The 17,193-nt window shown below is 59.2% G+C and carries 20 protein-coding genes; 11 read left to right on the plus strand and 9 right to left on the minus strand.

Translation table 11 applies throughout. The features are described from left to right. Nucleotides 1–19: 19 nt before the first annotated feature. A complete protein-coding gene (locus ACWKWE_RS10345; protein ID WP_166597228.1) occupies nucleotides 20–280 on the minus strand; it encodes a putative signal transducing protein in 261 nt (86 codons plus the stop codon). Continuing rightward, nucleotides 280–471: a CPXCG motif-containing cysteine-rich protein gene (locus ACWKWE_RS10350; protein ID WP_166597229.1), complete on the minus strand. Its 192-nt coding sequence runs from the start codon at nucleotides 469–471 to the stop codon at nucleotides 280–282. The genes ACWKWE_RS10345 and ACWKWE_RS10350 overlap by 1 nt, the downstream gene beginning before the upstream one ends. A 116-nt stretch (nucleotides 472–587) precedes the next feature. Here ACWKWE_RS10350 and ACWKWE_RS10355 point away from each other — a divergent pair, with 116 nt between their 5' ends. Then, nucleotides 588–1,751, plus strand: coding sequence for a 1-acyl-sn-glycerol-3-phosphate acyltransferase (locus tag ACWKWE_RS10355; RefSeq protein WP_483850427.1), 1,164 nt, complete (start codon nucleotides 588–590; stop codon nucleotides 1,749–1,751). Between the two features lie 142 nt (nucleotides 1,752–1,893). On the opposite strand, the gene ACWKWE_RS10360 is transcribed toward ACWKWE_RS10355, so the two are convergent. Further along, the gene (locus tag ACWKWE_RS10360; protein ID WP_483850428.1) at nucleotides 1,894–2,163 is read right to left on the minus strand and encodes a hypothetical protein; all 270 of its coding nucleotides are present in this window, start codon (nucleotides 2,161–2,163) and stop codon (nucleotides 1,894–1,896) included. Nucleotides 2,164–2,305: 142 nt separating this feature from the next. Here ACWKWE_RS10360 and ACWKWE_RS10365 point away from each other — a divergent pair, with 142 nt between their 5' ends. Continuing rightward, nucleotides 2,306–2,509, plus strand: coding sequence for a hypothetical protein (locus ACWKWE_RS10365; RefSeq protein WP_341962076.1), 204 nt, complete (start codon nucleotides 2,306–2,308; stop codon nucleotides 2,507–2,509). A gap of 212 nt (nucleotides 2,510–2,721) precedes the next feature. Here ACWKWE_RS10365 and ACWKWE_RS10370 read toward each other — a convergent pair whose 3' ends face one another. Beyond that, entirely contained in the window at nucleotides 2,722–3,303 is a 582-nt protein-coding gene (locus ACWKWE_RS10370; RefSeq protein ID WP_166597233.1) for a YajG family lipoprotein, read from the minus strand. A 227-nt stretch (nucleotides 3,304–3,530) separates the two neighbouring features. On the opposite strand from ACWKWE_RS10370, the gene ACWKWE_RS10375 reads away from it, so the two are divergent. The 3 genes from ACWKWE_RS10375 to mqo all read left to right on the plus strand — a co-directional run bounded on the left by ACWKWE_RS10375 (nucleotide 3,531) and on the right by mqo (nucleotide 7,557). Beyond that, the gene (locus ACWKWE_RS10375; protein ID WP_166597234.1) at nucleotides 3,531–3,764 is read left to right on the plus strand and encodes a hypothetical protein; all 234 of its coding nucleotides are present in this window, start codon (nucleotides 3,531–3,533) and stop codon (nucleotides 3,762–3,764) included. A 224-nt stretch (nucleotides 3,765–3,988) separates the two neighbouring features. Further along, entirely contained in the window at nucleotides 3,989–5,233 is a 1,245-nt protein-coding gene (locus ACWKWE_RS10380; protein WP_483850429.1) for a DNA methyltransferase, read from the plus strand. Nucleotides 5,234–6,048: 815 nt separating this feature from the next. After that, nucleotides 6,049–7,557, plus strand: a complete 1,509-nt coding sequence (gene mqo, locus ACWKWE_RS10385; RefSeq protein WP_166597236.1) for a malate dehydrogenase (quinone) — start codon at nucleotides 6,049–6,051, stop codon at nucleotides 7,555–7,557. 127 nt (nucleotides 7,558–7,684) lie between these two features. Here mqo and ACWKWE_RS10390 read toward each other — a convergent pair whose 3' ends face one another. From ACWKWE_RS10390 to ACWKWE_RS10400, 3 genes are all read right to left on the minus strand, one after another. Then, entirely contained in the window at nucleotides 7,685–7,972 is a 288-nt protein-coding gene (locus ACWKWE_RS10390) for a PA4642 family protein (RefSeq protein WP_166597237.1), read from the minus strand. Nucleotides 7,973–8,039: 67 nt separating this feature from the next. Then, on the minus strand, nucleotides 8,040–8,525 hold the full coding sequence (locus ACWKWE_RS10395; protein WP_166597238.1) for a hypothetical protein: 486 nt from the start codon (nucleotides 8,523–8,525) through the stop codon (nucleotides 8,040–8,042). Between the two features lie 254 nt (nucleotides 8,526–8,779). Next, nucleotides 8,780–9,337, minus strand: a complete 558-nt coding sequence (locus ACWKWE_RS10400) for a hypoxanthine-guanine phosphoribosyltransferase (protein ID WP_166597239.1) — start codon at nucleotides 9,335–9,337, stop codon at nucleotides 8,780–8,782. A 198-nt stretch (nucleotides 9,338–9,535) separates the two neighbouring features. Between ACWKWE_RS10400 and upp the strand changes: the two genes are divergently transcribed. Together upp and ACWKWE_RS10410 are read left to right on the plus strand one after the other, a co-directional pair. Further along, nucleotides 9,536–10,174, plus strand: coding sequence for a uracil phosphoribosyltransferase (upp, locus tag ACWKWE_RS10405; protein ID WP_166597240.1), 639 nt, complete (start codon nucleotides 9,536–9,538; stop codon nucleotides 10,172–10,174). Then, the gene (locus ACWKWE_RS10410; protein WP_401149882.1) at nucleotides 10,174–11,454 is read left to right on the plus strand and encodes a uracil-xanthine permease family protein; all 1,281 of its coding nucleotides are present in this window, start codon (nucleotides 10,174–10,176) and stop codon (nucleotides 11,452–11,454) included. Before upp ends, ACWKWE_RS10410 begins: the two co-directional genes overlap by 1 nt. A 166-nt stretch (nucleotides 11,455–11,620) precedes the next feature. Here ACWKWE_RS10410 and hemH read toward each other — a convergent pair whose 3' ends face one another. Together hemH and ACWKWE_RS10420 are read right to left on the minus strand one after the other, a co-directional pair. Continuing rightward, nucleotides 11,621–12,646 (minus strand): ferrochelatase, encoded by a 1,026-nt coding sequence (gene hemH, locus ACWKWE_RS10415; RefSeq protein ID WP_483850430.1) that lies wholly within the window; start codon nucleotides 12,644–12,646, stop codon nucleotides 11,621–11,623. Between the two features lie 14 nt (nucleotides 12,647–12,660). Beyond that, nucleotides 12,661–13,563: a TIGR01777 family oxidoreductase gene (locus ACWKWE_RS10420; RefSeq protein WP_483850431.1), complete on the minus strand. Its 903-nt coding sequence runs from the start codon at nucleotides 13,561–13,563 to the stop codon at nucleotides 12,661–12,663. Between the two features lie 301 nt (nucleotides 13,564–13,864). On the opposite strand from ACWKWE_RS10420, the gene ACWKWE_RS10425 reads away from it, so the two are divergent. The 4 genes from ACWKWE_RS10425 (at nucleotide 13,865) to ACWKWE_RS10440 (ending at nucleotide 17,193) form a co-directional block, all read left to right on the plus strand. Further along, nucleotides 13,865–14,851, plus strand: coding sequence for an NAD(P)/FAD-dependent oxidoreductase (locus ACWKWE_RS10425; protein WP_483850432.1), 987 nt, complete (start codon nucleotides 13,865–13,867; stop codon nucleotides 14,849–14,851). Next, a complete protein-coding gene (locus ACWKWE_RS10430) occupies nucleotides 14,848–15,063 on the plus strand; it encodes a TIGR02450 family Trp-rich protein (RefSeq protein ID WP_166597245.1) in 216 nt (71 codons plus the stop codon). The genes ACWKWE_RS10425 and ACWKWE_RS10430 overlap by 4 nt, the downstream gene beginning before the upstream one ends. A gap of 216 nt (nucleotides 15,064–15,279) precedes the next feature. Next, a complete protein-coding gene (locus tag ACWKWE_RS10435) occupies nucleotides 15,280–16,260 on the plus strand; it encodes a YbgA family protein (RefSeq protein WP_166597246.1) in 981 nt (326 codons plus the stop codon). Between the two features lie 3 nt (nucleotides 16,261–16,263). Further along, complete coding sequence (locus ACWKWE_RS10440) at nucleotides 16,264–17,193, plus strand: MerR family transcriptional regulator (RefSeq protein ID WP_483850433.1); 930 nt, start codon at nucleotides 16,264–16,266, stop codon at nucleotides 17,191–17,193.

The raw sequence follows: 17,193 nt of genomic DNA on the forward strand, positions 1-17,193 counted from the left end.
AAATGACGCGGCGCCGGTTTCAGCACAACAACACGTCGGGGTAGCTGTCAGGTTCATCGCCCGACAACGGAAAAGCGCCATTGTACTCAGTGATCAACTGGCGCGCGCGTTCAGCCTGCTCATCGTCCACCGCGAGGCCCAACAGACCGAACACCGGCAATTCGCCGATCCCTCCCAATAGATGACGCCCGGTGATGTGGGACTCGATGCCTTCACTGGCGAGCATGGACTGCAACAACTCCCCTTCCATCATGTTTTCCGGCTCGTAGATTTTGCGCATTATTCGTTCTCGGCACGGACTTCCAGGTCCCATTGCTCGCCATCGGTTTCCAGATGAAATTCGATCGGGCGACAGCACACGTGACAATCTTCTATGAAATGATGATCCCCCTCGGAGAGATCAAGAAGGGTCTCTCCCGGCTCGCCGCAATAGGGGCACTCGTAAGGCGCTGCTGGTTGTATTTCGTGCATCACAGTCTCCGAGAGCAGTTTTGCGTATAATCGCCGACTCGTTTGCAGGCCGGGTTTCATTCTTCAGTATTCGCCCGACCTACCATTACCCTAGCCGTTTCCAACAAGAGAGCATGATGGGCGAATTTGATGCCATCCGACCGTACGACGACACCGAAGTAAAAGCCGTACTCAATCGGCTGCTGGGTGACAAGGCGTTCCTCGCGATTCTCACGCATTTCCGTTTTCCACGTCTGGCCGGCTCCCTCGGCTGGATCTTGCAGCCCGCCATCGCGCGCAAGCTGCGTCGCCAGTTCGCGGGCATCGACTCGGTCGCGGCTTTGCAGGACAAGGTCGAACATTACGTTGACCATACGATCGAGCGCGCCACCGATGGTGTGACCTATACCGGCGTTGAGCAGTTCAAGTCCGGGATCGCCTATCTGTTTCTCGCCAACCACCGCGATATCGTGATGGACCCGGCCTTCGTCAACTATGCCGTGTACCACGCAGGCTTGCCGACGCCGCGTATCGCCATTGGCGACAACCTGCTGCAGAAGCCCTTCGTCAGCGACCTGATGCGCTTGAACAAGAGCTTCATCGTGCACCGCTCCATCGCCGGGCGTCGCGAGAAAATGGCGGCATACCAGTTGCTGTCGGCGTACATCAACCACTCGATCCGCAACGATTGCGCATCGATCTGGATCGCCCAGGCCGAAGGCCGCGCAAAGGACGGCGACGACCGCACTGAATCGGCGATCCTCAAGATGTTCCACATGAGCCGCAAGGACGAGCCGTTTGGCGAAGTGATCCGGTCGTTGAACCTGACGCCAGTGTCCATCAGCTACGAATACGACCCGTGCGATCACGCCAAGGCCCGCGAGCTGTTCATCCGCGCCACCACCGGCAGCTACACGAAAGCGCCGGGCGAGGACGACGTCAGCATTGCTTTGGGCATCACGGGCTATAAAGGCCGCGTGCACGTCAACTTCGCGCCGCCGATCACCGAAGTGTTCGAAGACACTAAGCAATTGGCGATTGAGATGGACAAGCAGATCCTCGGCGGCTATCGCCTGTTCCCGGTGCATTACCTGGCGTATGCGCAGTGGGCCGATGCCGATCCGAGCCTGAACGTGCCGACGGCCGCCGAGGTGTTTCCGGCGGATGAACTGGAGCGTGCGAAGGAGGAATGGCAGCGTCGTCTGGACGGCTGCCCTGAAACGCACCGGCCTTATCTGGTGCTGCAATACGCGACCCCAGTGCGCAATCAGTATCGGGTCAAGGCGGGATTGCCGCTCTGATGACCGTCCCATGAAAAAACGGCGCCTGATCAGGCGCCGTTTTTATTCCCGGACATACGGCACCCCGGCGATGCAAAACCTGTAGAAGCTCATTTGCGCTGCGAAGCCTGAGTCAGGCGCCTACAGTGGCTACCCATAGCCGTCAGATTTTCGTGCTCACCCACGACAACACCAACGCAAACGCCAGGCACCCGGCGCCGATCCGGTAGCTCTGGCGAATCATGCGCAGCGTTGGCACGTCCATCAGGTGCATCGGCTCATCGATCGGCGCTTGTGCGGTCAGGTTGTTGAGGTGCGCGGTTTCTCGCTGTTCACGGCTGCGCGTGGTGTACAGCAGCCAGATGCCAGGGCCCGCCGCCAGCAGCGCGAACAGATTGATGACCATCCCGGGGGAGTGCTGGATGAGCGACATGGGGCCTCAATGGCACGCGATCGATGGCGCGCCGTGTCTTCGGTGGGATCTGCCGAATACGGTATCGCCTGTCACCTTAACGTCACCTGAACCGGTCACTGTGTAGCGCCTCGAACGCCCCCATTCAGACGCGGAGCCCGTCATGCTGCACGCCCACAACCAGGATCGCCTTTACCTCATTGCCCCCAGTGACGAGCAACAAGCCTTGATCGATGGCCTGGCGTTCAACGTGCAGGACCGTCATTGGCTGGTCTATTGCGCATTGGGCGGGCACCAGCACAACGACCTGCCTGAAGTGGACCTGGTGACCGGATTCAGCTTTCTTGATTTTTATCAGGCGGCGTGAGATTGCCTCACGCCTGAACCACACGTCTGGCGAACGATCCGAAACCTGTGGGAGCGAATTCATTCGCGAAAAGGGGTCAGGCACCAGAGATGTGTCGGATGTACTGCCCTTTTCGCGAATGAATTCGCTCCCACAGATGTAGTCATGCATTCCCCCACAAAAAAGCCCCGGCATCTCACGATACCGGGGCTTTTTCGTATCAACCGAAAGCGTTACTGACCCAGCTGGCGACCGATGGTCTGGTCCTGGAACACGCGGGTCAATGCGTCGCTGAGGACGTCGCCGATCAGCTTGGTGTTGGTCTCTTCATTCGGCGCCATGCCAAAACGCTGATCCAGCGAAGCGGCGTAACGGCCGTTGTAGCTGCGACCGTTGTTCTGCACATCCGCACGGAACGTCGCGCTGATGTTGGCTTCGGTCACGTACAGACCTTCCTTCGGCGACTGATACTTCAGTTCAGCCAAGGTCACGGTCAACTGAGGGCCATTGCCGCCCTGAACCGGCGTGAAGCCCAGCAAACGCACTGCTGCTTCGGCCTGGGCCTGCAGCTGCGGGACCAATTGCTGACCGTTGACGGTGATCGAACTGGTTTCAGGGTACAGGCCGCCACGGGTTCCGAGGGTCTGCGAAGGACGACCATCGACCACGCGAACCGTCACTTGCTGACCGTGACCGACTGGCGCCAGTTGGGCATTCAGTTTCGGTTGCGGGTTAAGTGATTGCGGGCTGTGGGCGCACCCCACCAGCGTCAGACTGCCGACTGCAAGCAAACCGAACAAAACACGACGCAACATGCTCATCTCTCCATGGGCCAAGGCACAAATTGTGCCGCAGTATAACGACCTCCGGAGGTCGCTCACTAGCGTAAAGATACGACAAAGTGCCATCGTCCCGGTTCCCACCCTCCTGTTCGCCGGTCTGCCTCATCGATGACAGACATCATCGAGCAACACCAGCGTCACAGCCGTGTCATCGGCGCACGACATACTTTTCACAACCACCCAAACAAGGAGTCCTCGCGATGGACTTTCTCTGGTCTCTGTTCTCGCTACGCCGCCGTTATCGCCACTACGCTCGCCTGGACCACCTTGGCATCTGCCTGTCGTTCAAGCACTGCGCCGTTGCGCCGGAAGGGCACGGCTGGGTGGAAGTCCATGAACCGAAGCTGTGCTGGCTGCACCATCCATTGCCCGCCAGCGCCCGCGTCAGCCCGCGAGTACGCGCGATGACAGCCCGGCATTTGCTCAGCATCTGAACACGAGTTTCAACACGACATCCATTATCCAAATGAACGTCCTTCGCCCCCGGGGCGCCAGCTTGAAAAAAGTGTTATCCCTTTTTGAAAGTCAGGCCTGACTGCCCTTCTCCCGCGCGAATCCCCACCTACCGCCCCTCGTTCCGCTGCCGCCAGAATGCAAGGCTGAACACGGCCTATGATAGGCTGCCGACATTAACTCGCTACCCCCAAAGACAATGACGATGGGCTATTCAAATCAATTTTTCGAAGCGCTTGGCCTCAGCGGAGAGTTCGCGCAAGAGATCAAGTCAGCTGCCGAAAAAACAGGCATTCCTATCGCACGACTCAACCATTACAACGAATCCAATACCCTGCCTTCCGGTGAGGACCTTAGAAAAATCGAAGAGCATTACGGCCTATCAGAGCTCCAGCTAAAACTGAAGACGGGCCGTATTGATAGAGAAGCGCTTGCCCTCATTCGGGCGCACTCGGAAGATATATTCAACATCATCGCCCCGGCCAAAGAACTTGCGCAACATCCCAATACTCCGGTTGAACCGGTGATGACCTCAGCGCTTGGCAAACTGTATCAACAAGACTGCCTGACGTTCTTACACAGCGTGGAGAGCGACTCTGTCGATCTCGTGTTCGCCGACCCGCCCTTCAATCTTGACAAACTCTACCCATCGAACATGGACGACAATATCAGGGAAGAGGAATACTTGAGCTGGACAGAACACTGGCTAAAGGAGTGCATCCGTGTGCTTGGACACGGCGGTGCGTTGTTCATCTGGAACCTTCCTCTGTGGAACAGCACGATCAGCACCTTCCTGCATGGCCGCCTCACGTTCAAGCACTGGATTTCGGTAGATATTAAATACAGCCTACCGATCAAAGGACGCCTGTACCCTTCTCATTATTCATTGCTCTATTTTGTCAAAGGTGAAAAACCTAACAAGCTGATCGCCGACAGGTTACCCACACAAACATGCCCAAGCTGTTTCGATAACCTCAAAGACTATGGAGGTTATAAACATAAGATGAACCCCCAAGGGATAAGCATGACCGATGTGTGGACCGATATCCCTCCCGTCAGGCACGCGAAGTACAAAAAGCGGGCAGGTGCGAACGAACTGCCGGTTAAACTGCTGGACAGAATTATTGAGATGTCGACAAACCCGGGCGATACCGTCCTCGATCCATTTGGAGGATCAGGCACCACGTTCGTCGTCGCGGAGCTGAAGGGGCGTCGGTGGATGGGATGCGAGATAGGCCCATGCGATGACATCATCAAACGATTTGAAAGCATCGAAGAAGATAAACACAACCTTGAGGGTATCCGCTCGAACCTCAATCACCTGTACACCCCTCTGGTTAAAAAAGAGCGAGAAGCCCGAGGACTCTGGACGGCCGAGTCAGCGGCAACAAAACATAAAGCGAAAACCGATGCCCTCCAGATACCGGACGGGGTCGGCCCGCTTCAGTAAGCCCTGTCGCAACCGTGCGCCTGCGGGCGTCCGCGCATGGCGCCGCTTCGGCCTGCCACACAGTTGAATCAACGGTGTGACAAAGTGCTGGACGTCGATCCGTGCATGGTTATGTGTTGCGGCATCTTGCCCCACCACTCATAATCTCCCCCCGATTATAAGGACGTCTCCTGATCGGGCCTCGCAGCACCGCTGATCCACAAAATCAGCACCTTCGTAACGCCCACAGAGAGCCTTCCACACAGACATGTGCTGCCCGGTATGTCGCCTTGCGAGCGTGAGATGGTCGATGCACTCGAACCTTTCTTGCCCACCATTGCCCACACTGGGTCCGAACCTGATCTGTCGGAGCTGCCATCGCGCAGCCCCTTTTTGAGGTTCGCGTCTCCAAAAGAGCGTGAAAAAAACGGGTTTTCACAACTTCACAAGAGTGTGGCGAGCAAATGAATAGTTACGCGTTTGTACATGCACCATTAGCGTCTGACCCAGCCCCCTTGCACAGGACCGACTGCCGCGCAGCCTCCACAACCGGAGCTTGAAGCCTGTCCGCTACGGATTTGGTTGCATGCCCCGGATGTCTTGACGATGGTCGAATGGCTGTCCAGGCCGAAAAATGAGTTCATGCTTTCCATAAAAGCATCAACCAGGCCCTCTCAAGGCGTGCGCTGACATGCAAAAAATTGCGAAGAATCGGACATGACGCTCCCGGTCGGGTGGTACGAGGCATTGCGCGATAACGCGCCGCCCGCCCCCGGCAACTGACCTCGGGATCTCATGCCGTCAATTTGGTGCAGCAGATTTTTGGAGACGCGTTAATGGCGCAGAACGAAGCAGTCGATGTGGTATTGGTCGGGGCAGGCATCATGAGTGCCACCCTCGCCGTACTGCTAAAGGAGCTCGACCCGAGCCTGAAAGTCGAGGTCGTCGAGCTGATGGATTCCGGTGCCGCCGAGAGTTCCAACCCCTGGAACAACGCCGGTACCGGCCACGCAGGCCTGTGCGAGCTGAACTACACGCCGGAAGCGGCGGACGGCTCCATCGACACCAAGAAAGCGATTCATATCAACACACAGTTTGAAGTCTCGAAGCAGTTCTGGGCCTACCTGGCTCGCAAGGGCACTTTCGGTTCTTCGCGCTCGTTCATCACGCCGGTTCCGCACCTGAGCTACGTCGAGGGCGAAAAAGGTGTGACCTACCTGAAAAAACGCTTCGAGGCGCTGAGCAAGCACCACGCGTTTTCTTCGATGGAATACACCGAAGACAAGGCCAAACTGGCCGAGTGGATGCCGCTGATGATGCCCGGCCGTCCTGCCGACCAGAAAATCGCCGCGACCCGTGTCATGCACGGCACCGACGTCAACTTCGGCAACCTGACCAATCAGTTGCTCAAGCACCTGTCGAGCGCGCCCGATGCGCAGGTCAAATACTGCAAGCGCGTGACCGGCCTGAGCCGTAAAGGCAACGGCTGGAGCGTGACCATCAAGGACGTCAACAGCGGCGGCACCCGCGAAATCGACGCCAAGTTCGTGTTCCTGGGCGCTGGTGGCGCGGCATTGCCGCTGCTGCAAATGTCCGGCATCGAAGAAGGCAAAGGCTTCGGCGGTTTCCCGGTGAGCGGCCAATGGCTGCGTTGTGACAACCCGGAAGTGGTCAAGCGCCACCAGGCCAAGGTGTACAGCCAGGCTGCAGTGGGTTCGCCACCGATGTCCGTGCCGCACCTGGACACCCGCGTTGTCGACGGCAAGACCTCCCTGCTGTTCGGCCCTTACGCCGGCTTCACCACCAAGTTCCTCAAGCACGGCTCGCTGATGGACCTGCCCTTGTCGATTCGCGCTGCCAACATCGCGCCGATGCTGGCCGTGGCCCGCGACAACATGGACCTGACCAAGTACCTGATCAGCGAAGTGCGGCAGTCGATGGAACAGCGTCTGGATGCCTTGCGTCGCTTCTACCCGGAAGCGAAAGCCGAAGACTGGCGCCTGGAAGTGGCCGGTCAGCGGGTGCAGATCATCAAGAAGGACCCGAAGAAAGGCGGCGTTCTGCAATTCGGCACCGAACTGGTCTCGGCCAAAGACGGTACCCTCGCGGCGTTGCTGGGTGCCTCGCCAGGTGCGTCGGTCACCGTTTCGATCATGCTCGACCTGATCGAACGCTGCTTCCCGGAAAAAACCAAAACCGAGTGGGCTGCCAAACTGAATGAAATCTTCCCGGCTCGGGAGAAAGCGCTGGAAACTGACGCGCAGCTGTATCAGCGTGTCAGCGCCGAAAGCGACGCGAGTCTGGATCTGGTTCCAAACAGTCCGGCAGCAACAAGCTTCGCGTGATTCAGAACCCTTTCTGAATCTGTGAACAACCTGAAGCCCCGCCCACGCAGCGGGGCTTTTGGTTTCTGCGTCAGGCCAACACGTCTTTAGAGCAAGTGTCTGTTGCCAGGCACGATAGAGCAGGAAATCAGGCGCGGGCTTTTTCGATCAGGTCAATGTAGTCCTGAGCGTTGCGTTGGTCCTTGATCAAGGCAATGAAGTCGTTGCCGTGCTCATCTTTGCCATCCAGGTCGTAGCCTGCTTCTTTGAAGAACACCAGAAAACGCTCAAAATCATCGACCCGCAGACCGCGGTAGCCTTTGATCAGCTTGTGCAGCGATGGCGACGTGGCATCGACCGGCTCAAAATCCAGGAACAGCTTGATCTGGGCGTCGCCGATTTCATCGCCAATCACCTGCTTCTTATCTTTACGCATTGCTGACTCCAACTGACTTGCGGGACATTTCACGGGCGGGCAGTTTACCCCTCGCCCGGCCACTGGCTCAACGCGCGCGTACGCTGCCGGTGTGCAAGTCAGCCCAGACGTGGCCGTTGGCGTAGCTGAGGAACTGGCAATAGACCTTTTCGTTGCGCAGCAGGTCCACCAGCACCCGGTATTGGCTGGCGGGGTAGAAAAGGGTCAGGGTGCGGCTCGGTTCGTCATAGGCCGGTTTTTTCAGGCTTTTGCTTTCGCCGTCGAAATGAATCACCACCTCCGAAATCGTTGCGCCCTTGTTCATGGGTTTGCCTTTGAGGCGCAAACTCAGGGGCGAAGTGACAGGAATGGGCTGCTGATTCGATTGACGCTGGCTGCCGACAACGATCGTGTAGTCGGTGATCTGCAGCAATTGCTGCTGCTCGGGCTCGCCTTCGCGCACGGACAGTTCGTCAGGCGGGAGGTATTGGGCGTGCATGGGTTCGGCGAGTGCGGGGAGCGGCAGGGTCAACAGCAACATCAACGCAGCTTGACTACGAAACGATAACGTCATGGGTGCCTCCCGGAAAAAGTGGGATGCACTCTAGCATGTGAGCATCGTTCTTCTGCCGAACACTGCATAACCTGTAGGAGCGAATTCGTTCGCGAAGGGCGTGTCAGCCAAAACATTTCTTCGCCTGAAATACCGCTTCGCGAATGAATTCGCTCCTACAGAAACTCATCTGTGCTGCGAAGTCTGAGCCAGGCGCAGGCTCACCTGTGGGAGCGAATTCATTCGCTCCCCACAGGGGTCAAGCGGGGCGTCTGTTACATCCCTTTTACCGCATAGATCCCGGCAGCGTTGCGCCAGTAGCCTTTGTAATCCATGCCATAACCGAAGATGTAGCGGTCGATGCACGGCAGGCCGACAAAATCGGCTTTCAAGTCAGGACGCGCCTTGCGGTTGTGGTCCTTGTCGATCAGCACAGCGGTGTGAACAGCGCTGGCGCCCGCGTGTTTGCAGAAATCGATGATCGCGCCCAGGGTGTGACCTTCGTCAAGGATGTCGTCGATGATCAGCACGTCACGGTCGATGAACGAGACTTCAGGCTTGGCCTTCCAGAACAACTCGCCGCCGCTGGTTTCATTGCGGTAGCGGGTGGCGTGCAGGTAAGACGCTTCCAGCGGGAAGTTCAGGTGGGTCAGCAGCTTGCCCGCGAAGATCAGACCGCCGTTCATCACGCAGAACACGACCGGGTTGCGGTCGGCCAACACGCTGTTGATTTGCTCGCCGACGCGGGCAATGGACGCCTCGACTTCGTCGTTCGTGTACAGGCAGTCAGCCTCGCGCATGACTTGACGGATATGATCGAGATCAGCGGACATGACGCTCTCCAAGGGGGGTGCTTAAGGAAAAGCGGGCAAAGGTACGCATCGGATCAGGTCAGGGCAAGTGTTTCTGGACTAACGTTGCACTGACGTCCCATTAATGTAAGAAACGCGAACCTAACCGGTAAGACAAGTTACAGCGTAATAGATTAATCTAAGCCGTTTTTTTTGCCCGCCCGCTGGAGCCTTCCCCTTATGTCCATTCGTGAGATCCGCCATCCGCTGATCCGTCACAAGCTCGGCCTCATGCGCCGTGCCGATATCAGCACCAAGAATTTTCGTGAACTGGCGCAGGAAGTCGGCTCGCTGCTGACCTATGAAGCGACCAAGGACCTGCCACTGGAAAGCTACGACATTGAAGGTTGGGCAGGCACCGTTCAGGTCGAGAAGATCGCGGGCAAGAAGATTACCGTAGTGCCGATCCTGCGCGCGGGCATTGGCATGCTCGAAGGCGTGCTCAGCCTGATTCCGGGCGCCAAGGTCAGTGCCGTGGGCGTAGCGCGCAACGAGGAAACCCTTGAAGCCCACACCTACCTGGAAAAACTCGCACCGGAAATCGACCAGCGTCTGGCGCTGATCATCGACCCGATGCTGGCCACCGGCGGCTCGATGGTCGCCACCATCGACCTGTTGAAAAAAGCCGGTTGCCGCGACATCCGCGCCATGGTCCTCGTGGCCGCGCCGGAAGGCATCGCCATCGTCGAGAAAGCGCACCCGGACGTGCAGATCTACACCGCGTCCATCGACCAGCGCCTGAACGAACACGGCTACATCATTCCGGGGCTGGGCGACGCCGGTGACAAGATTTTCGGCACCAAGCAAAAGGACGCCTGATGAAACAGGATGAGTTCAACGATCCACTGTGGCGCACCGTCCTCTCGGGCGCCCAGATGCTGTTCGTGGCGTTCGGTGCGCTGGTGCTGATGCCGCTGATTACCGGCCTCGATCCCAACGTCGCGCTGTTCACCGCAGGCTTGGGCACCTTGTGCTTCCAAGTGGTGACCGGGCGTCAGGTGCCGGTTTTCCTGGCCTCCAGCTTCGCGTTCATCACCCCGATCATTCTCGCCAAAGGCCAATTCGGCCTCGCTGCGACCATGGGCGGCGTGATGGCGGCGGGCTTCGTCTACACCTTCCTCGGCTTGGCCGTGAAGATCAAAGGCACGGGGTTCATCGACCGTTTACTGCCTCCGGTGGTGATTGGCCCGGTGATCATTTCCATCGGCCTGGCGATGGCGCCCATTGCCGCCAACATGGCCATGGGCCGTACGGGTGACGGCGCGGCGGAGCTGATTCCGTACCACACGGCCATCACGATTTCGATGGCGGCGCTGCTGACCACGTTGATCGTTGCCGTGTTCGGCAAAGGCATCTTCCGCCTGGTGCCAATCATCTCTGGCGTGCTGGTGGGCTTCGCACTGTCGTTCTACTTCGGCGTGGTCGATGTGGCAAAAATCGCCGCAGCGCCCTGGCTGGACATCCCGCACTTCACAGCGCCGGAATTCAACTGGCAGGCGATCCTGTTCATCGTCCCAGTGGCGCTGGCCCCGGCCATCGAACACATCGGCGGCGTGATCGCGGTCGGCAGCGTGACCGGTCGCGACTACCTGAAGAAGCCGGGCCTGCACCGCACGCTGCTTGGCGACGGCATCGCGACGACAGTCGCAGGCGCCTTTGGTGGCCCGCCCAACACCACCTACGCCGAAGTGACCGGCGCGGTGATGCTGACCAAGAACTACAACCCGAAAATCATGACGTGGGCGGCGATCTTCGCCATTGCCCTGGCGTTCATCGGCAAGTTCGGCGCGCTGTTGCAGAGCATTCCGGTGCCGGTCATGGGCGGGATTTTGTGCTTGCTGTTCGGCTCCATCGCAGCGGTGGGCATGAACACGCTGATTCGCCACAAGGTCGATCTGGCCGAAGCGCGCAACCTGGTGATCGTCTCGGTGACGTTGGTCTTCGGCATCGGCGGCGTGCTGATCGGCACCGGCAACGGGCCTGATGATTTCGGCATGAAAGGCATCGCGCTGTGCGCAGTGACCGCGATCCTGCTGAACCTGATCCTGCCGGGCAATGACAGCTGGAAGAACAAGCATCTGGATGATCAGTTGCCGTAGTTTTTTCCCATGTGATGACTGTAGGAGCGTGGCTTGTCCCGCGACCGGCGACGTAGTCGTCGTAAACCCGGCGTCTGCGGTATGACAGGCATAACGCGTTGGCAGGTTTTACGGCGGGTTCCCCACCGGTCGCGGGACAAGCCACGCTCCTACAGAACTGCCGAGCTCACACCATCGCAGGCGCACGCTCGCACAGCGTATTCAATGCCTTTGCCCAGTTCGGGTCGTCATTCAGGCACGGGATCAGCACCAACTCCTCTCCCCCCGCTTCTTTGAACTGCTCAGCCCCGCGATCGCCGATCTCTTCCAGCGTCTCGATGCAGTCCGCCACAAACGCCGGGCACATGACCAGCAACTTCTTCACGCCCTGCCCCGCCAGTTCGGCCAAGTGCGCTTCGGTGTAGGGTTCGATCCATTTGGCGCGTCCGAGCCGTGACTGAAAGGACACCGACCATTTGCCATCGGGGATGCCCATCAGCTTGGCGAACTCGGCCGATGAGCGCATGCACTGCGCCCGGTAACAGACCGCCAGCACTTCGGGAGACGCCGTTTCGCAGCAGTTGCCGTTCTTGAAGCAGTGATTCCCAGTGGGATCGAGCTTGTTGATGTGGCGCTCGGGTAAACCGTGAAAACTGAGCAGCAGGTGATCGTAATCTTGTTCCAGATGTGGCCTGACGCTCTGCACCAGCGCGTCGAGGTACTCGGGCTGGTTGAAGAACGGCGGCAGCAGCGCCAGCTCGAAACTCAGCTTTTTCTCGTGAATCACACGGCGGGCCTCTTCGACGACGGTGGTCACCGTGCTGTCGGCAAACTGCGGGTACAGCGGCACCAGCGTGACCTTCTTGGTGCCCTGCGCCGCCAGACGGGTCAATACCGTTTCAATCGACGGCTCGCCGTATCGCATCGCCAGCTCGACCGGGCCGTGTTTCCATTCCTTCGTCATCGCCTGTTGCAGACGCTTGCTCAACACAACGAGGGGCGAGCCTTCGTCCCACCAGATCGACGCATAGGCGTGGGCCGATTGCTCCGGGCGTTTGATCAGGATCAGCGACACCAGCAAGCGGCGCACCGGCCACGGCAAATCGATAACGTAAGGGTCCATCAGGAACTGATTGAGGTAGCGGCGAACATCCGCAACGTCGGTGGAGGCTGGCGAACCCAGGTTTACCAGCAGTAACGCGTGATCGGTCATGCAACACCTTGATGTCAGTGGCGGCCCAACAGGTCTTCCAGGGCCGCGTGCAGATCGGTGAATCGGAACGTGAATCCGGCTTCCAGCAATCGGTTCGGGCGAGCGCGCTGGCCGCCCAACAACAGAATCGACAGTTCGCCCATCAGGACCCGCAGCGCAATGGCCGGCATGGGCATGAACGCAGGACGGTGCAGAATCTCGGCGAGTGTCTTGGCGAAATCGCGGTTACGAACCGGTGATGGCGCGCAGGCATTATAGGGGCCCTGTGCGTCCTCTCGGTTCAACAGAAAATCAATCGCGGCGATTTGGTCATCGATATGGACCCACGGCATCCATTGGCGTCCGTTCCCGATCGGTCCGCCCATGCCCATTTTGAACGGCGGCAACAGGCGCTGCATCATGCCGCCGTCGCGGGCCAGCACCAGACCGGTTCGCAGCAACACCACGCGAATGCCAAAGGCCTCGGCGCGCTGGGCCGTTTCTTCCCAGGCGATGCACAGGCGGCTGGCGAAATCTTCGCTGACGGGTTGCGAAGTTTCGTCCAACTCCCGCTCACCACCGTCGCCGTACCACCCCACGGCTGATCCCGAGATCAATACGCCGGGCTTTTGCTCGCGACGTTCAAGCCAGGTGAGGAGTTGTTCGGTGAGGGTGATGCGGCTGTCCCACAGCAGCATTTTGCGCTTGCGGGTCCAGGGACGGTCGGCAATCGGGGCGCCGGCCAGGTTGATGACGGCATCGACCGGTTCGCTGCCAAGGTCATCGGGATGAGCGATGCCGCGCACGCTGGCACCGCACAGTCGCGGCACATCGTCGGGCTTGCGGCTCCAGACTGTCAGTCGATGGCCCTGATCGAGCCAGTGTCGGCACAGGCGACGGCCTATCAAGCCTGTACCGCCGGTCAGCAAGATGTGCATGCGTGTCTTCCTCGCGTGGCGTTCGTCGCAAATCGGTAGTCTATTTCTTCACAAACAACGCGCTTGTGAAGGGAGAGTAGGCCACGCTATAGAGAACGGCTTCTGAACCGTACGTTCGATTAATCCGTTCGCGCAGTTGAACGATTCCGAGCAGGCGTCACACTTAAGAACATCACACTCAAGATGGATCGCGAGGCGATCAACGTCCTGAACGTCGAGGGACGATAAGTTATACCGAAAAACAGCATTGTACAGGTTTTGACGTCGGCGTAGTCTGTGCAGACAAGGTAACGAGGCCCCTATGACTGTACCCATCGCAATCATCGGTACCGGTATCGCCGGACTCTCAGCCGCCCGCGCACTGCAAGCTGCCGGGCATGGCATCCACCTTTTCGACAAGAGCCGTGGCAGCGGCGGACGCATGTCCAGCAAGCGCAGCGATGCGGGTGCCCTGGACATGGGCGCGCAATATTTCACGGCCCGTGATCGTCGCTTCGCCGCTGCGGTTCAACAGTGGCAGGCCGAAGGTCACGTCGCTGAATGGAAACCCAAGCTCTACAACTTTCAGAATGGCGCGCTGAGCCTGTCCCCGGACGAGCAAGTGCGTTGGGTTGGCACGCCGCGCATGAGCGCGATCACCCGGGCGATGCTCAGTGATATGCCCGTCACGTTCTCCTGCCGCATCACCGAGGTCTTCCGGGGCGAAGAGCACTGGCATCTGATCGACGCTGACGGCCGCAATCATGGGCCCTTCAGTCAGGTGGTCATCGCCATTCCCGCCCCTCAGGCGACAACGCTGCTGGCTGCGGCACCGAAGCTGGCAAGCGTCGTGGCCGGAGTGAAAATGGAGCCGACCTGGGCCGTGGCACTGGCGTTCGACACACCGCTGGACACCCCATTGGAGGGCTGCTTCGTGCAGGACAGCCCCATCGACTGGCTCGCCCGCAACCGCAGCAAACCTGGACGCGACAGCACGATGGACACGTGGGTCTTGCATGCGACCAGCGCCTGGAGTCGTCAGCATCTGGACATGCCCCGCGAGCAGGTCATCGATCATCTGCACGGCGCGTTCGCCGAGCTGATCAACTGCGCGATGCCCGCCCCGGCGTTTACCCTCGCCCACCGCTGGCTGTACGCCAGACCGGCAGGCGGACGTGAAGTCGGCGCACTGTCCGATCCGGATCTGGGCCTTTATGTGTGTGGCGACTGGTGCCTGTCCGGGCGAGTCGAAGGGGCCTGGCTGAGCGGTCAAGAAGCTGCGCGCCGTTTGCTCGAACACCTCAAGTGAATCGCCTCAATCCACGCAAACTGCTGCTGTCGAAATGGACAGCAGCCCATCCTCGCCATCGCGAAAAACACTTTCTGGTGACCGAACTCTTCCGCGACGAAGAAGGCACGGTGCTGGAAATCGAACTGCAGGCGGTGCTGACCCAACGCAGCGAGCGTTTCCCCTGGCAAGCGTTGCAGGACGATGAACGCTGGTTGATGGGGTGGAAATAGCCTTGCAGCATTCCCTCTCTGTAGGAGTGAGCTCGCTCGCGAGGCGTCGACATAGTCAGCATCGCAGCGCCTGAAATAACGCATCGCGAGCAAGCTCACTCCTACAAGTCGCCAATAGCTGTACAAATCATTTGACTTGTACAACCTCAAACCTATGATGAACAGAAGTTGTACAGCGCTGTCAGTCTGTACAAGAAAGTTTATCGAGGTTTGTCTATGTCCGTACCCGCCGATCAATCGCCGGAACAGAAATCCAAGCCTAAATTGGGGGTGAGCGCCTGCCTGATGGGCGTTGAGGTTCGGTACAACGGCGGCCATAAAGAATCACACCTGCTGACCCGGGCGTTGCACGAATATTTCGATTTCGTCCCCGCGTGCCCTGAAGTCGCCATCGGCATGGGAATTCCGCGCGAGGCGATTCGGCTGGTGGGCGACCCGGAGCATCCGCAAGCCGTGGGCAGTGTCCACGAAGACATGAACGTGACCCAGCCGCTGGCCGATTATGGCGCGCACATGGCCGAAGAGATGAGCGACATCTGCGGCTACATCTTCATGCAGAAATCGCCGTCCTGCGGGCTGGAGCGGGTCAAGGTGTATCGCGACAACGGTGCGCCGTTCGATGCGGGCGGTCGCGGTATCTACGCCCAGGCATTCTGCGCCCGACACCCCAATCTGCCCGTGGAAGAAGACGGCCGCCTGAACGACCCGGTGCTGCGCGAGAACTTCATCACCCGCGTCTACGCCTACGCCGCCTGGCAACAGTTGCTGAAAGAAGGCGTTACCCGTCGCGCCCTCACCGAATTTCATTCCCGCTACAAATACCAACTGATGGCCAATGACCCGATTCAGTACAAGGCGTTGGGCAACCTGCTGGGCAACATGGGCCGCTGCGATCCCAACGACATCGCGCCGCGCTACTTCAGCGAACTGATGGCGGCCCTGAAAAAACCAGCCACGCGCCGTACCCACACCAACGTGTTGCAGCACATTTGCGGGTACCTGCGCGAAACCATCAGTGCCGCCGACAAGCAGGAAATCCAGACCGTCATCAACCAGTACCACCAGGGCATCGTGCCGCTGGTGGTGCCGCTGACGCTGCTCAAACACCACTTTCGCCAACACCCGGACCCATACATCGCGCTGCAGGTGTACCTGCAACCGCATCCGGAGAACCTCAGCCTGCGCAATGCGATTTAAACCATGAAAGAAACCGAACCGCTGAATGACACGCAGGACTATGCCCATGCTTTGGAAGAAGGCTGGCTGCCGATCCGCGAAGTGGCCCGGCTGACCGGGGTGAACGCCGTGACCCTGCGCGCCTGGGAGCGCCGCTACGGTCTGATCGTTCCCCATCGAACGCCCAAGGGCCACCGTCTCTACAGCACGGCCCATGTGGACCGGGTGCTGACCATCCTCACCTGGCTCAATCGCGGCGTGTCGGTCAGTCAGGTCAAGCAGTTGATCGACGATCAGCAGGCACCGCCGCCGAGCATCGAAAGTGATTGGGATCAGCTCCGGCAGACGCTCTTGCAAGCGATCACGACCCTGTCGGAACGGCGACTGGACGACACGCTTAATCAGGCCATGTCGCTCTACCCGCCGCGCACCCTCTGCGAGCAATTGTTGCTGCCGTTGCTGGCGACGCTGGAACAACGCTGGCAAGGCCAGTTCGGCGCGCAGTTGGAACGGGTGTTTTTCTATTCCTGGCTACGGAGCAAATTCGGGGCACGGCTTTACCACAACAATCGTCAAGTCAGCGGCGCCCCTGTGTTGCTGATCAATCAGTCCGATGTGCCACTCGAACCGCACCTGTGGCTGACGGCCTGGCTGGTGAGCAGCGCCGACTGCCCGGTGGAGGTCTTCGATTGGCCGGTGCCAGCCGCAGAATTGGGCCTGGCGTGCGAGCACCTCAAGCCGCGCGCGGTGCTGTTCTATTCCAGCAAGCCGCTGAACCTGAGCCAGCTCCCCCGCCTGTTGAACGCCATTGACTGCCCGAAATTGATTATTGGTCCGACCGTGCGCATCCATTCGGCCGAGTTATCCGTATCTGTCAGTGAGGTCGCCGGACTCACTCTGGCCGAAGACCCCTTGACCGCCCAGACCGCACTTCAACGTCTGGACATCATTTAA

Source organism: Pseudomonas salicis, assembly GCF_057128705.1.